The organism is Aureimonas sp. AU20, from assembly GCF_001442755.1.
In the GTDB taxonomy this organism is placed as follows: domain Bacteria; phylum Pseudomonadota; class Alphaproteobacteria; order Rhizobiales; family Rhizobiaceae; genus Aureimonas.
In genome coordinates this window covers 1789900-1803756 of sequence record NZ_CP006367.1, presented here as the reverse complement: position 1 = coordinate 1803756, position 13857 = coordinate 1789900, and the positions used below count along the sequence as shown (strand labels likewise).

General features: G+C 66.0%; 12 protein-coding genes. 4 read left to right on the top strand and 8 right to left on the bottom strand.

All coding sequences use genetic code 11. From position 1 onward, the window contains the following. The first annotated feature begins 221 nt into the window (after window positions 1-221). Both mprF and M673_RS07910 read left to right on the top strand, forming a co-directional pair. Window positions 222-2798: a bifunctional lysylphosphatidylglycerol flippase/synthetase MprF gene (gene mprF / locus M673_RS07915; RefSeq protein WP_061977728.1), complete on the top strand. Its 2577-nt coding sequence runs from the start codon at window positions 222-224 to the stop codon at window positions 2796-2798. Then, complete coding sequence (locus M673_RS07910; protein WP_061975113.1) at window positions 2795-4228, top strand: virulence factor family protein; 1434 nt, start codon at window positions 2795-2797, stop codon at window positions 4226-4228. Before mprF ends, M673_RS07910 begins: the two co-directional genes overlap by 4 nt. Before the next feature lie 51 nt (window positions 4229-4279). Here the strand turns inward: M673_RS07910 and M673_RS07905 are convergent, their stop codons facing one another. The 8 genes from M673_RS07905 to M673_RS07870 form a co-directional block, all read right to left on the bottom strand. Next, window positions 4280-4654, bottom strand: coding sequence for a DUF423 domain-containing protein (locus M673_RS07905; RefSeq protein ID WP_061975111.1), 375 nt, complete (start codon window positions 4652-4654; stop codon window positions 4280-4282). A 135-nt stretch (window positions 4655-4789) separates the two neighbouring features. After that, the gene (gene mnhG, locus M673_RS07900; RefSeq protein WP_061975109.1) at window positions 4790-5200 is read right to left on the bottom strand and encodes a monovalent cation/H(+) antiporter subunit G; all 411 of its coding nucleotides are present in this window, start codon (window positions 5198-5200) and stop codon (window positions 4790-4792) included. Beyond that, complete coding sequence (locus M673_RS07895; RefSeq protein ID WP_061975107.1) at window positions 5197-5565, bottom strand: cation:proton antiporter; 369 nt, start codon at window positions 5563-5565, stop codon at window positions 5197-5199. The genes mnhG and M673_RS07895 overlap by 4 nt, the downstream gene beginning before the upstream one ends. Then, on the bottom strand, window positions 5562-6035 hold the full coding sequence (locus M673_RS07890) for a Na+/H+ antiporter subunit E (RefSeq protein WP_061975104.1): 474 nt from the start codon (window positions 6033-6035) through the stop codon (window positions 5562-5564). The genes M673_RS07895 and M673_RS07890 overlap by 4 nt, the downstream gene beginning before the upstream one ends. Next, complete coding sequence (locus M673_RS07885) at window positions 6035-7723, bottom strand: proton-conducting transporter transmembrane domain-containing protein (protein WP_061975102.1); 1689 nt, start codon at window positions 7721-7723, stop codon at window positions 6035-6037. Before M673_RS07885 ends, M673_RS07890 begins: the two co-directional genes overlap by 1 nt. Before the next feature lie 112 nt (window positions 7724-7835). Continuing rightward, window positions 7836-8213: a Na+/H+ antiporter subunit C gene (locus M673_RS07880; protein WP_061975100.1), complete on the bottom strand. Its 378-nt coding sequence runs from the start codon at window positions 8211-8213 to the stop codon at window positions 7836-7838. A 12-nt stretch (window positions 8214-8225) separates the two neighbouring features. Continuing rightward, the gene (locus M673_RS07875; RefSeq protein WP_061975098.1) at window positions 8226-8645 is read right to left on the bottom strand and encodes an MnhB domain-containing protein; all 420 of its coding nucleotides are present in this window, start codon (window positions 8643-8645) and stop codon (window positions 8226-8228) included. Further along, window positions 8642-11017: a putative monovalent cation/H+ antiporter subunit A gene (locus M673_RS07870; protein ID WP_061975096.1), complete on the bottom strand. Its 2376-nt coding sequence runs from the start codon at window positions 11015-11017 to the stop codon at window positions 8642-8644. Before M673_RS07870 ends, M673_RS07875 begins: the two co-directional genes overlap by 4 nt. 199 nt (window positions 11018-11216) lie before the next feature. Here M673_RS07870 and msrB point away from each other — a divergent pair, with 199 nt between their 5' ends. Continuing rightward, entirely contained in the window at window positions 11217-11630 is a 414-nt protein-coding gene (gene msrB, locus M673_RS07865) for a peptide-methionine (R)-S-oxide reductase MsrB (protein WP_061975094.1), read from the top strand. 93 nt (window positions 11631-11723) lie between these two features. Beyond that, the gene (locus M673_RS07860) at window positions 11724-13829 is read left to right on the top strand and encodes a S9 family peptidase (protein ID WP_061977727.1); all 2106 of its coding nucleotides are present in this window, start codon (window positions 11724-11726) and stop codon (window positions 13827-13829) included. Window positions 13830-13857: the final 28 nt, after the last annotated feature.

Sequence of the window (13857 nt, the reverse complement as noted above, 5' to 3'; positions counted from 1 at the left end):
CTTCGAAGATTCAAGGTCGTCAAAAGTTTTTATCGTTTGGTCAAAAATAAAGAAATGACTGCCTTTCCTTGCGGCAATGCATCTAATTTTCATGCTCGATCGATAAGCGTCCGTCCTGAAATTTACGCAATCGCGCCGCATGGGCTTGCTCAAGCGGTGCGACGGGGTAAATGCCCATCGCTCCGGTATGGCCGGACAATGCGGGACCATTGGGAATCGACATGACCACCGAGGCCAAAGCCGAACGTCATTCCGCTCGCGCCTGGCGCAGATATGTCCCCGCCGCGTTGGGGCTCGCCATCACAGTGGCGGCCTTCGCGGCGCTCGGCAGCATGGTCCACACGCTGACGCTCGATCAGGTTCGCGGCGCGGTGAACGCGGTGTCGGGTCTGGACCTGATCCTGGCTCTTGTCTTCACGGTGATCTCCTTCGCCGCCGTCTCGCTCTACGACGTGGTGGCGGTGGAGACGATCGCGCCGGGGCGCGTGTCGAAGCCCGTCGCCGCGACGGTCGGTGCGGCCGGCTACGCCATTTCCAACGCGCTCGGCTTTCCGCTGCTGACCGGCGGCGCGCTGCGCTACCACGTGTACAAGTCGGGCGGTATCGAGCTTGCCGATATCGGCCGCATCGTCGGTACGTCCTGGTTCGCGCTCTGGTTCGCGCTCGCCATCATGCTCGGCGTCGCGCTGATCGTCGATCCGCAGGGCGTTCCCGTGTTCCGCGACGCTGGCCCGGTGGTGGACGCGGCGATCGGCATCATTCTCGTGGCGCTGGTCGCCGGCTTCGTGGTCTGGCTGTCGGGCGGCGAGCGCACGGCCCGCTTCGGCAAGTTCACGCTGCCCCTGCCCTCGCACAAGGGCGCCATCGTCCAGCTCGTCGCCGGCATCATCGATGTCGGCGCGGCCGCCGCGACGCTGTACGTGCTCATGCCGGCCGACACGGTCGACAGCTTCATTCTCTTCGCTCTGGTCTTCTCGGTGGCCGTGGTGGTGGGCGTCGCCTCCAGCGCGCCCGGCGGCCTCGGCGCCTTCGAGGCGACCATCATCGCCAGCCTCGGCCTGTCGCAGCGCGCCGATGTCGTGGCCGCGCTCCTGGTCTATCGCCTGATCTACACGCTGCTGCCGCTTCTGGTGACGGTCGCCGGCCTTCTCGTGGTGGAGGCGGTGCGCCGGCGCGGCGTGATGAAGGGGCCGATGAAGGAACTTTCTCGCGCGCTGGAGCCTATGGTCCCGCCGGCCACGGCGGTCTTGGCTTTCGGCGGCGGTCTCGTTCTCCTCTTCTCGGGCGCGACGCCCGGCCAGGCGACGCGCCTCGATCTTCTCAGCGATTTCGTCCCCCTGCCCTTCATCGAGATGTCGCATCTGGCGGCGAGCTTCGTCGGCGTCGCGCTTCTGGTGGTCTCGCGCGGTCTCGCCAAGCGCCTCTGGCGCGCCTGGGTCGTGGCCTTCGGGCTGCTCGTGGCCGGCGCCGTCTTCTCGATCTCGAAGGGTCTGGACTGGGAAGAGGCCTTCGTCCTCGTTCTCGTCGCCGGCCTTCTGATCGGCTTCCGCCACGCCTTCTACCGTCGATCCATGCGCGGCCTCTTCGCCGTCAACTGGAGCTGGCTGGCGGCGGTTTCGGCAACCGTGATCGCCAGCGTCTGGCTCGGCTTCTTCGCCTATCGCCATGTCGAATACGCCAACACGATGTGGTGGGACTTCGCCCTCTCGGCGGACGCGCCGCGCTTCCTGCGCGCCAGCGTCGTCGCCTTCGTGGTGATCGCCTTCGTCGGGCTTGACGTCGCCATCCACCGCCGGACGGACCGCATCCAGCGCCGCAGCCGCATTCCCGACGACGTGTCGCCCATCGTCGACGCCTCGCCCAACACCAACGCGGCGCTCGCGCTCCTGGGCGACAAGCGCTTCCTCTTCTCGCCGGACAAGCGCGGCTTCGTCATGTACGCGCGCTCGGGCGGCAGCCTGATCGCGCTGGGTGAGCCGATCGGCCCCCCCGAGGTCGTGCACGATCTGGCCTGGGCCTTCCGCGACTTGGCGGATGCGCAGGCCGAGCGTCCGGTCTTCTACGAAGTCTCGCCCGAAAGCCTGCCGCTGTTTCTCGACATGGGCCTCGTCGCCCTGAAGCTCGGCGAGGTCGCCCGCGTCGATCTCACCACCTTCTCCGTGGAAGGTGCCAAGAAGCAGGACCTTCGCACCGCGACGCGCCGGGCCGAGCGCGAAGGCCTCGTCTTCTCGGTGATCTCGCGCGAGGAGGTCGTCGCCAGCATGGATGAGTTGCGCGCCGTGTCCGACGCGTGGCTCGAGATGAAGTCCGGCACTGAAAAGGGCTTCTCGCTCGGCTATTTCGACCGAGCCTACCTCTCGCATTTCGACATGGCTGTCCTGAAGAAGGACGGGGCCATTGTCGCCTTCGCCAATATCTGGCGCGGCGCGAACAAGGAAGAAATTTCGATCGACCTGATGCGCTTCCTGCCCAATGTCTCGAAAGTGATCATGGACGCGCTCTTCGCAAAGCTCATGCTCTATGCGAAGGACGAGGGATACAAGTGGTTCAACCTGGGCGCCGCGCCCCTGTCGGGCCTGGTGGACCGGCGCGGCGCCTCGCGCTGGAACCGTTTCGGCTCCTTCCTTTATCGGCGCGGCGGTTCCTTCTATCGATTTGACGGGCTGAAATCCTTCAAGCAGAAATTCGCGCCCGTCTGGACGCCGCATTACCTCGTCTGTCCCGGCGGCTTCGACACAGCCAAGGTTCTGGTAGACGTGACGACCCTTATCTCCGGCCGACCCAAGCAGGATTCATGAAGCGAGCCCCTCTTCTTCTTGCCGCACTTCTCACACCGATCCTTCTGGGTGGGGTGGGGGCCGGCGTTCTTCTGTCGCGCGTCAAGAGCAACGCGGCCGCCGCCGTGCCGGCCGCCGTCGTCACCTACGAAAACATGGCCGGGGTTCCCGTCTTCGAGCCGGACAGCGATCCGGTCGGCCTGACCGTGCTCCTGTCTGACGAGGGCGGGATCGCGCGCGAGGACCGCGAGCTGGCGGCCAAGCTCGTGGACGGCGGACAGATCGTCGTGCAGATCGATCTCGTTCGCTGGCGCGCCGCGCTGGAGGAAGGGATCGAGGACGGCGACGACTGCATCTATCTCGGCTCGGACATCGAGGGCATCGCTAAGGAAGCCCTGCGCGCCCTGGAGCTTCAGACCTATTTCCACCCCGTCGTGGTCGGGCGCGGCGTGGGCGGCACGGTCGCGTATGCGGCGGTGGCCGACACGCCGGCGGCGACCATGGCCGGCGGCGTCGCGCTGAACGCCGCCCCTTCGGCCCGCTCGACGCTTCCGGTCTGCGCCGGCGCCAAGGCGACGCCCGCCGGGCGCGGCGGCTTCGCCTACGATCGCACAGCCGACCTGATTCAGCCCTTCGTCTTCATCGAGCCCGAGGGCCATTCGACCGACCTTGCCCCAACCGCGCCCTACAAGGCCGCGACCGTCGTGGCGAAGGACCCGGCGACCGCCCTGGACGCCGTGGTCGCGGCGGCCGACAACATCAGCCAAGCCGACAATTCGGCCCTGCCGATCATCGTCACCAAGCCCAAGGGCGAGCCGATCGCGGTGGCGCTCTTCTTCTCCGGCGACGGCGGTTGGCGCGATCTCGACAAGACGATCGGCGATTGGCTGAGCGAGCATGGCGTCGAGGTCATCGGCGTCGACGCGCTGCGCTATTTCTGGTCGGAAAAGACGCCGGAGCAGATGGCGACCGACATGGAAACTATGCTCGGCAAGGCCAATCCGAAGCCGGGCGTCCCGGTAGCGCTGCTCGGCTATTCCTTCGGCGCCGACACGCTGCCCTTCGCCTATCCCAAGCTACCGCAGATCTGGACCGACCGGATCGACCTGATCGGCCTTCTCGCGCCCTCGCAGAAGACGGGCTTCGAGATTTCCGTCGGTGGCTGGCTCGGCATGTCGACGGGCGCGAGCGACGTGGTGAACGCACTGAAAGCCGTTCCCGTCTCCAAGCTGCTCTGCATCTACGGCACCGAGGACGAAGCGGACACCGCCTGCCTCGCGCCGCAGCTGGCCGATGCGGCCAAACTCTCGATCGAGGGCGGGCACCATTTCGACGGCAATTACGAAGCGCTCGCCGAACGCCTGCTGAACGCGATCAAGAGCGGTCCGGCCGCCGCCCTTGCCGCCCCCACGGAGGCGGCCGCCGCCACACCGGCGACGCCGGCGCGCTGACCCCAACGCCTTCGCCGCCCATCACGAGTCGGCGGCGAAGCGCTTACGCGATCAAAGTTTCCCGCCACGCGCGGGAAGCAGGGCGAGAACGCCGAGCAGCAGCCAGGACAGGATCAGCACCGTGCCGCCGGTCGGCGCGGCCATGGCGAAGAGCCGGCCTCCGGTTGCCAATCGCATCGCCAAATCTCCCGAAAACAGAAGCACGCCCGCGATCAGGCCGAGGATCGGCAGAGCCGCACCGCGCAGCCGCTCGCCGGCAAGGCCGAGCGCCAGGAGCGTCGGCGCGTGGACGAAGGCGATGGCGGCGGCGATTGCGGCGAGGCTCGCATCCCCTCCCCCATGTGCGGCATAGGCCGCACCTGCGGTTCCTGCCGCGCCGAACAGGCCGGCAAAGCCGAGGGCGGTTCGGAAGGGCCATCGCATCATAAATGTTTTTCCAGTCTGCCGGGATTAGAGCGTTTCCGCCCTTCTCAGCCCGAAATAGCCGGCGAGGCAAGCAGCCTTTCCTACCCGACCACCACCAATCGGAGCTTGGGCTGTCGGTTGGAAAACGATCGGCGATCAGCGACGGTTGGGATCGGCCGGCCAGGAGGCCGTTTCCCTGTCGTCGCCCTGCGTCAGGGCGCTGGGCGGCGCTTCCAAGTCCTCGTCCATCTCGTCCAGCACCGAGCCCGACCACATGCGATATCCCGCCGAATAGGCAGCCTTGCCCAGAAGATGGGCCGAGATCGGCGCGGTGAGGAAGAAGAAGACGATGGCGGCGATGGCGCGCAGCACTTCGGCCGTTTGCACGGAGACGATGGCGAGCGCGACAAGCGCCAGGACGGAGCCGACCGTTCCCGCCTTCGAGGCGGCATGGATGCGGGTGTAGAAGTCGGGCAGGCGCAGGATGCCGATCGAGGCGACCAGCGCGAAGAGCGCGCCCATGACGACGAAGATGCCCGCCAGAATATTACCGATCGCCGCCGTCATGGCATCTGGTCCTTCTCGCCGAGAAGCTTCAGGTCCGCTTCCGGTTCCGTCGCGGCGGCGACGGGCGAGCGCTCTGTGTCGCCGCGCGCCATGATGAAACGCGCAAACGAGATCGTGGCGAGGAAGCCGACGAGGCCGAGCGCGATAGCGATGTCGACATAAAGCGTGAAGCCGGTGTCGATGCCGATCACGGCGATGAAGCCGATCGAGGACGAGGTCAGCACGTCGAGGCCGAGCACACGATCCGGCAAGGTCGGGCCTCTCCAGATGCGGATCACCGTGCAGAGGAAGGAAACGCAGAGCAAGAACAATGCCACGGTGAGCGCGATATCGAGAAAGCGTTCGGAGAACTGCGCGAAGCTCATCGGAACGCCTCCAGAATGCGCCGCTCGAAGCCCTCCGCGATCTCGCGTCGCCGCTCGTCCGGATCGGAACAGTCGAGCGCGTGGACGAAGAGCGTCGAACCGTCCTCCGACAGGTCAAAGATCAGCGTGCCCGGGGTCAGCCCCACGAGATTGGACAGGAGGGCGATCTCGAAGTCGGTCTCCACCCGGTGCTTGTAGAGGAAGACGCCGGGGCGCACGTCGAGCTTGGGCGCCAGAACCACGTTGGCGACGCGCCAGGCCGACACGGCGAGATCGTAGATCAGGAAGAGAATGAGCCCGAGAACCTTGCGGCCGCGCTGGAAATAGCCCTGAGCGCCGATCTGCTCGCGGATCAGAAAGAGCGATCCGGCACCGAGAAAGAAGCCGAACATGAGATTGCCGAGGCTGAAGCCACCGGTGATGACCAGCCAGACCAAGGCCAGGAGAAGGTTGGCGACGAAGGGATTCATTACGGCGTTCCCCCCAGAACCACGGCGAGATAGGCGCTCGGCTTGAGGATCTGATGCGCGGCCTCATAGGTGAGTTCGGCCAGCGGCTCCGGCCAGACGCCGACCACGACGACGAAGAGGCACAGCGCCACCAGCGGAATGAGCGCCAAGGGGCGGCCGGGCTGCGGTGCGCGGAACACCTCTTCCGGAGGATGCCCCTCGCCCGCCTCCGCCAGCGCCGGAAGAGGCCGCCAGAAGGCCAGCGAGAAGACGCGGATGCAGGCGATGGTCAGAAGGAAGCCGGAGACGAGCACCGAGGCCGCAAGCCAAGGAAGATCGGCCGAGATGGCCGCGCGCACGAGCAGCATCTTAGGCCAGAAGCCCGAAAAGGGTGGCAGACCGGAGACGCCGAGCAGCAGCACGAGGAACATGGCCGAGAACAGGGGATGGCGCTTCCAGAGGCCACCCATCTCATGCAGCGAGGACGAGCCGTTTCGAAAGGCCGCGACGCCCGCTGCGAGATAGAGCGCCGTCATGACCACGACGGAATGGAGGGCGTAGAACACCGCGCCCGACAGGCCGGTGGCGAGCGGCCCGTCGAGCGACACGCCGTTGTTGAAACCCGCCCCTTCCGCCGCCTCACGCAGCACGCCGGCAGCGCCTGTGGTGATGGCGACCGTGCGAGATTCCATGACCGGGGGAATGGCGAGGCCGGCGAGGATCGTGCCGATACCGGCGATCACGACATAGTTCAACATGCGCCGAAGGTCGGTCTGCGACAGGGCGCCGAGCGCGCCGATCAGCATGGTGAGCGCAGCCATCCAGGCGATGACGAAGCCGAGCCCGCCGCGCTCGGGCGGAAACAGCATGAGCACGACGCGGATCAGCGCGTAGATGCCGACCTTGGTCAAAAGGCCCGCGAACAACGCCGACACGACGAAGCGTGGCGTGTGATAGGAGGCCGGCAACCAGAAATTCAGCGGGAAGGCCGCCGCTTTCATGGAGAAGGCGACGAGGAAGAGCGAGGCGATGGTGAGAAGGACGCCGTTGCCCTCCAGCGCCGCCGACTTCACCGCAATATCGGCCATGTTGAGCGTGCCGAACACGCCGTAGAGATAGCCGATGGTCAGCAGGAAGAGCGTCGCACCGATGAGGTTCAGGAAGCAGTATTTGGTCGCGCCGTCGAGCTGCTCGCGCTCCGAACCGAGGATCAGGAGCCCGAAGGAGCCGATCAGCATCACCTCGAACCAGACATAGAGATTGAAGATGTCGCCGGTCAGGAAGGCGCCGGAGACGCCCGCCATGACCATGAACAGGAAGGGATAGAAGCCGTAGCGCCGCCCCTCCGCATCGATCGAGGCGCCGGCATAGATGCCGCAGGCAAGGCCCGCGAAGCCCGCCACCGACAGGAACAAGGCGCTGAGAAGATCGGCCGTGAAGGAAATGCCGTAGGGCGGCTTCCACCCGCCCATGGCCATGGAGATCGGCCCGCCCTCGGCGATGCGCACGAGCAGCGCGAGGTCGCAGACGAGCAGAAGAACCAGTCCGGCGATGGCGACAATGGGATGGCGGTCCATGCGCCGGCGCATCATCAGGAGCCCCGCCGCGAAGACGAAGCAGATCAGCACGGGCAAGATCAGGAGATACTGGTCGGGCCGAAAGGTGCCGAACACCATGGCCTCGGCGATGTAGTCGCGGGTCTCGTCCATGGCGGCCTCCTAGAGCATTTCCCGGCAAGGCGAATAAGCCTTGCCGTCGGACGATGCGGCAAGATCGGAACCCTGGATCATTTGCGATGAATTGGTCTTCATCGGAAATGCCTCAGTAGCCGAGGGGCGGCAGCCCCTCGTTCTCGGGTTCGGCGACGCGCATGTCGTTGGTGTCGTCGGTCTCCAGGTCCTGATAGGCGCGATAGGTGAGCACGAGCAGAAAGACGAAGAAGGAAAACGAAATGACGATTGCCGTCAGGATCAGCGCCTGAGGCAGCGGATTGGCGATCGCCTGCGGCGGCACTTCCAGATGGTTGGGAATGAGCGGCGGCGCGATCGGCCCGATCCGCCCGACCACGAAGACCGAGAGATTGACCGACGTGCCGAGCAGCACCACGCCCAGCAGCATGCGGATGATGTAAGTCGAGATCAGGAGGTAGATCGAGATCGAGAAGAGAATGCCGACGAGGCCGGCCAGGGCGACTTCCATGGGGCTCTCTCCTCAGTCCGAATAGCGTTCTTCGAGCGACAGGGCGATCGCGCTGATCGCACCGACGATCACCAGAAACACGCCGACATCGAACAGAAGCGTGGTCGATAGGGCCAGCTCGCTTCCGGCGATGTCAACGAAGACCCAGAGCCCGGTCATGAACTGCGCCCGTCCGAACAGCGGCAGAAAGCCGGCCAGGACGGCGGCGATGAGGCCGAAGGCGGCATAAGCGATCGGGTGGAAATGCAGCGCGCGGCGCACCGCGTCGACGCCGCAGGCCATGCCGTAGACCGCAATGGCGGAGGAGGCGATCAACCCGCCGATGAAGCCTCCGCCCGGCTCATTGTGCCCGCGAAGCAGGACGAAAAGCGAGAAGAGCAGCATCAGCGCGGTGAGATAGGGGGCCGTGACACGAAAGATGAGGGTTCTCATGGCTGCAACTCCCCTGCCCGGCGGCGTCGCTTGCGCGAGAAGCGCGTGTCGCTCGTCTTCACGGCGCGGATGCGCACCAGCGCCAGGATGGCGGCGCCCGTGGTCAGCACCACGGCGATCTCGCCCATCGTGTCGACACCGCGAAAGTCCACCAGGATGACGTTCACGATGTTGCGGCCGTGCGCGATGACGTAGCTGTAGCGGGTGTAGAAGTCGCCGATCACCGTGTCGAAGGGGCGCTGCGTGATGTGCAGAAGGAAGAGCGCGAAGCCGAGGCCGCCGGCGATCGCCAGGGCCGCTTCCGGCACGATGTTGCGCCAGGGCCGCCGGTCGGCCGGCATCAGCCGCAGCCGCGTCATCACCAGCGCGAGGATGGCGACCGACAGTATTTCCACCATGAACTGGGTGAAGGACAGGTCCGGCGCGCCGAGCAGCATGAAGAGAAGCGCGACGGCAAGGCCCTGAATGCCGAGCGAGACGATCGCCGTCAGGCGGTTGTTGGCGAGAACCACCACGACCGCGCCGAGCACGACGAGGCCGATCACGCCCCATTCGTAGAAATAGAGATCGGGCATGGCCGGGCGCGTCGGCAGCGAGCCGGCCCAGATCATGGTGATCCAGAGCGTCGCCACGATCACCGCGATCGTCACCTTCATGTAGATGTCGAGCCGGCCGGGCTGGAGCTTGACGGTGAGATGGAAGGCCCCGACGACCAGCGCGCGCATCAACTGATCGAAGCCTTTGTCCGGCCCCCAGCCGATGCGCCCGAGCGCATCGGCGATCAGCGAGCGCATCTGACTGGCGCGCAGGAACAGGACGACGCCCGCCGCGACCGTGACGATGGAGAGGATCAGTGCCGGGCCGAAATGGAAGCCGAGCGCGATGTCCACCGCCACCGCCCCGTCGAGCCCTGGCGGCGACATGGGATTAGAAATGAACTGGTGCGTGGTCTGCGAGAAGATCGCAGCGAGCAGGCCGACGACGCCGAGCACGATCGGCCCGATCCAGATCAGCGGCGTCGATTCATGTGCCTTGCGCAGCCCGCTCGGCATCGTGCCGGCAAATGGCTTGATCGCGACCACCAGCGCCACGGCGAACATCAGCGCGTTGCCCGAAACAGCGGCGATCGTGGTCAACACGCCCTTCAGGTCCAGCGTCGCGGTCGCGGCATAGACCTCCTCCTTGGCGAGGAAGCCGAAGAGCGGCGGCAGGCCGCCCATGGCGGCGGCACCGAGAACGGCGGCGGCGAAGGTCAGCGGCATCTTGCGGGCAAGACCGCCGAGGGCGCGAATGTCGCGCGTGCCGGCGCTGTGGTCGATCGACCCCGCCACCATGAAGAGGCAGGCCTTGGCCAGCGAATGGGCGAAGAGATAGAGGACGGCCGCCTCGATCGCGAGCTCCGTCCCGATGCCGATCAGCATGACGAGAAGGCCGAGCGAGGCGACCGTCGTATAGGCCAGCATGAGCTTGATGTCGCTCTGGCGCATGGCGAGGATCGCCGCGATCACCAGCGTCACGCCGCCGAAGAGCGGCAGGATCAGCTCCCAGGCCAGCGTTCCGCCCATGACCGGGAACAGCCGCATGAGAAGGTAGATGCCGGCCTTCACCATCGTCGCGGAATGAAGGTAGGACGAGACAGGCGTCGGCGCTTCCATGGCGTTGGGAAGCCAGACGTGGAACGGCATCTGGGCCGACTTGGTGAAGGCGCCGATCAGGATCAGCACCAGCGCCGGGCCATAGATCGACAAGGCTTTCACCGCCTCCGGCTGCTCCAGAAGCGCCGTCAGGCTGGTGAGGCCCGTCGCCTCGCGGATGAGAAGCAGGCCGGCCAGCAGCGCCAGGCCGCCGCCGCCGGTGATGACCAACGCCTGCATGGCGCCACGCCGCGCCGCCTCCTTCTCGAAATTGAAGCCGATCAGGAGGAAGGAGGTGATCGAGGTCAGCTCCCAGAAGACGAAGAACGTGATGAGGTCGTCCGACAGGACGAGGCCGAGCATCGCGCCCATGAACATCAGGATATAGGCGAAGAACCGGCCGCGCTTGGAGCCCTTGGGCATGTAGCCGCCGGAATAAAGCACAACCAGCGCGCCGATCGACAGGATCAGGAAGGCGAAGCCGAAGGACAGGCCGTCGAGCCGAAAGGCGAAGCGCACGCCGAAGCTCGGAATCCAGTCGAAGCCGAAGAGGATCGGCACGCGGCTCTGCACCTGCGCGCTCTGCTGAAACAGAATCGCCAGCGCCCCAACGGGGAAGCACGCCAGAACCAGGGAACCGAAACGACCAAGAGCGATCAGCGAGAGAGGGGCTACGAGGGCGCCGATGAACGGCAGGGCGAGCACGAGATAAAGAAGTCCACTCGACAGGCTGTTCATACCGGCTCAGCGTTTCCTCGATGCACCGCCCTCTGGGCCGCTTCCAACGACCGCAACATTAGGTCGCGCCGGGCTTCGATCAAGTCGAAAGCGGCCTAGAAAATGCTCCGCAGGGTGGTAGCGGGGCGATCTGACCGGCTTGTGATCGGCCGTCCGCAGCCCTACCTCCTCCCGCAACGAGACGGAGGAGGCCCGGTCCATGGCCAGCGCGAGCGAACATTCCCTGAAGGTCGAGAAGACCGACGCCGAGTGGCAGGAGATCCTGACACCCGAACAATACAAGGTCGCGCGCGGTCACGGGACGGAGCGCCCCTTCACCGGCCCGAACTGGGACCAGAAGGCGCCCGGCCTTTATCGCTGCGTGTGCTGCGAGAAGCCGCTGTTCCGCTCGGAGACCAAGTTCGAATCCGGCACGGGCTGGCCGAGCTTCTACGAGCCGGTCGAGCGCGAGTCGGTGAGCGAGCATGTCGACCGCTCTTTCCTCATGACACGAACCGAAGTGCGCTGCGCCGATTGCGACGCCCATCTCGGCCATGTCTTCGAGGACGGGCCGCGCCCGACGGGCCTGCGCTACTGCATGAACGGCTACGCGCTGCAGTTCGACCAGGACTGAAGCCTCGTCGATCTAGCCCTTTCGGCTTGCCTTTGCCGCCCGCCGGACGAAAGCTCCGGCGGCTTGATTCTGTCCGCGTCCTACGGTGTGTTCATGTCCTCAGTCTTCCGTGCCGACCTTCCCGCCCCGCCCCGCGCGCCGCAGCGCCCGGTGGACCTTTCCGCGCATGGCCGCACGCGAACCGACGAATACAGCTGGATGCGCGTCGCCAACTGGCAGGAGATGTTCAAGGACACGACCCTGCTCGACCCCATGATCCGCGCCCATCTGGAGGCGGAGAACCGCTATGCCGACGCCGCGCTCGCCGATGTCGAGGGGCTGAAGGCCAAGCTCGTGGCCGAGATGCGCGGGCGCATCAAGGAGGACGACAGTTCCGTCCCCTCCCCCGATGGTCCCTATAGCTACGGCGTCGCCTACGAGGCTGGCGCCGAATATCCCCGCTTCTTCCGCGTGAAGCGCGAAGGCGGGTCGGAGCAGGTGACGCTCGACGCGAATAAAGAGGCGGACGGCATCGAGTATTTCTCGATCGGCGGCGTCGAGCATTCGCCCGACCACTCAAGGCTCGCCTGGAGCTTCGACGACAAGGGCTCGGAATTCTACGAGATCGCCCTGCGCGATCTGGAGACCGGCGCCGACCTGCCCGACCGCATCAGCGACACGAGCGGCGATGCGACCTGGGACGCGCGCTCGCACGGCTTCTTCTACACCAGACTCGACGCCAACCACCGGCCGAGCCGCGTCTTCTACCATGCCCTGGGAAGCGAAACGGCCGCCGATCCGCTGGTCTACGAGGAAACCGACACCGGCTTCTTCATGGGCGTCGGCAAGACGCAGAGCGGCGACTATGTCGTGATCGACATTCACGACCACGAGACGTCGGAAGCCTGGCTCATCCCCGCCGCCAACCCGGCCGCCGAGCCGCGCCTCGTGTCGCGCCGCGAGAAGGGGCTGGAATACGACGTGGACGAGGGCAACGGCACGCTCTTCATCCTGACCAATGCCGACGACGCGCGGGACTTCAAGATCGTCACCGCCCCGGCCGACGCGCCGAGCCGCGAGAACTGGACCGATCTCGTGCCGCACGAGGACGGGCGCTTGATCCTGTCGCATCTCGTCCTCAAACGCCATCTCGTCTGGCTGGAGCGGCGCGACGGCCTGCCGCGCATCGTCGTGCGCCGCTTGGCCGACGGGGCCGAGCATTCCGTCGCCTTCGAGGAAGAGGCCTATTCGCTGGGCCTCGGCGGCACCTACGAATATGACACGACTTCGATCCGCTTCTCCTATTCCTCGCCGACCACGCCAAACCAGACCTTCGACTACGACGTGGAAACCCGCGAGCGCCGCCTCCTGAAGACGCAGGAAGTGCCGTCCGGCCACGACCCTGCCCTCTATGTCGCGCGGCGCATCTTCGCCCCCGCGCCGGACGGCGAGACCGTGCCGGTGTCGTTAGTCTATCGCCGCGACGTCGCGCTCGACGGCTCGGCGCCGCTGATGCTCTACGGCTATGGCTCCTACGGCCATTCCATCCCGGCCTCATTCAGCACCAATGTGCTGAGCCTTGTGGATCGCGGCTTCGTCTACGCCATCGCCCATATTCGCGGGGGCAAGGACAAGGGCTTTCGCTGGTACGAGGCGGGTCGGCGCGAGCACAAGCGCAACACGTTCACCGACTTCATCGCGGCGGCCGATCATCTCGTCTCCGAGGGCTTCACGCGCCATGACCGGATCGTGGCGCAGGGCGGCTCGGCGGGCGGCCTGCTGATGGGCGCGGTCGCCAACATGGCGCCGGAGAAGTTCGGTGGCATCATCGCCGTCGTGCCCTTCGTCGACGTGCTCAACACGATCCTCGACGACACGTTGCCGCTCACGCCGCCGGAATGGCCGGAATGGGGCAATCCGATCCTGTCGGAGGCCGATTACGAGGTGATCGCGAGCTACAGCCCCTATGACAATGTGGAGGCCAAGGCCTATCCGCCCATCCTGGCGCTCGCCGGCCTTACCGACCCGCGCGTGACCTATTGGGAACCGGCCAAGTGGGTGGCGCGCTTGCGCGCCCGCAAGACCGACGCCAACCCCGTGATCCTGCGCACCAATATGGGCGCCGGCCATGGCGGCGCCTCGGGCCGCTTCGCCAAGCTGGACGAGATCGCCATGATCTACAGCTTCGCGCTGAAGCTCATGGGCAAGGCCGGGCTCTGAGGCTGGAAGTCGGAGGCGGCTGCGGCCG

Coding starts and splice junctions, on each gene's coding strand:
- M673_RS07880 (WP_061975100.1), bottom strand. CDS start 8,213: ATGGAAGTCGCCCTGGCCGGCCTCGTCGGCATTCTCTTCTCGATCTCG.
- M673_RS07910 (WP_061975113.1), top strand. CDS start 2,795: ATGAAGCGAGCCCCTCTTCTTCTTGCCGCACTTCTCACACCGATCCTT.
- msrB (WP_061975094.1), top strand. CDS start 11,217: ATGGCCAGCGCGAGCGAACATTCCCTGAAGGTCGAGAAGACCGACGCC.
- M673_RS07885 (WP_061975102.1), bottom strand. CDS start 7,723: ATGGACGAGACCCGCGACTACATCGCCGAGGCCATGGTGTTCGGCACC.
- M673_RS07890 (WP_061975104.1), bottom strand. CDS start 6,035: ATGAATCCCTTCGTCGCCAACCTTCTCCTGGCCTTGGTCTGGCTGGTC.
- M673_RS07905 (WP_061975111.1), bottom strand. CDS start 4,654: ATGATGCGATGGCCCTTCCGAACCGCCCTCGGCTTTGCCGGCCTGTTC.
- mprF (WP_061977728.1), top strand. CDS start 222: ATGACCACCGAGGCCAAAGCCGAACGTCATTCCGCTCGCGCCTGGCGC.
- M673_RS07895 (WP_061975107.1), bottom strand. CDS start 5,565: ATGAGCTTCGCGCAGTTCTCCGAACGCTTTCTCGATATCGCGCTCACC.
- M673_RS07860 (WP_061977727.1), top strand. CDS start 11,724: ATGTCCTCAGTCTTCCGTGCCGACCTTCCCGCCCCGCCCCGCGCGCCG.
- M673_RS07875 (WP_061975098.1), bottom strand. CDS start 8,645: ATGAGAACCCTCATCTTTCGTGTCACGGCCCCCTATCTCACCGCGCTG.
- mnhG (WP_061975109.1), bottom strand. CDS start 5,200: ATGACGGCGGCGATCGGTAATATTCTGGCGGGCATCTTCGTCGTCATG.
- M673_RS07870 (WP_061975096.1), bottom strand. CDS start 11,017: ATGAACAGCCTGTCGAGTGGACTTCTTTATCTCGTGCTCGCCCTGCCG.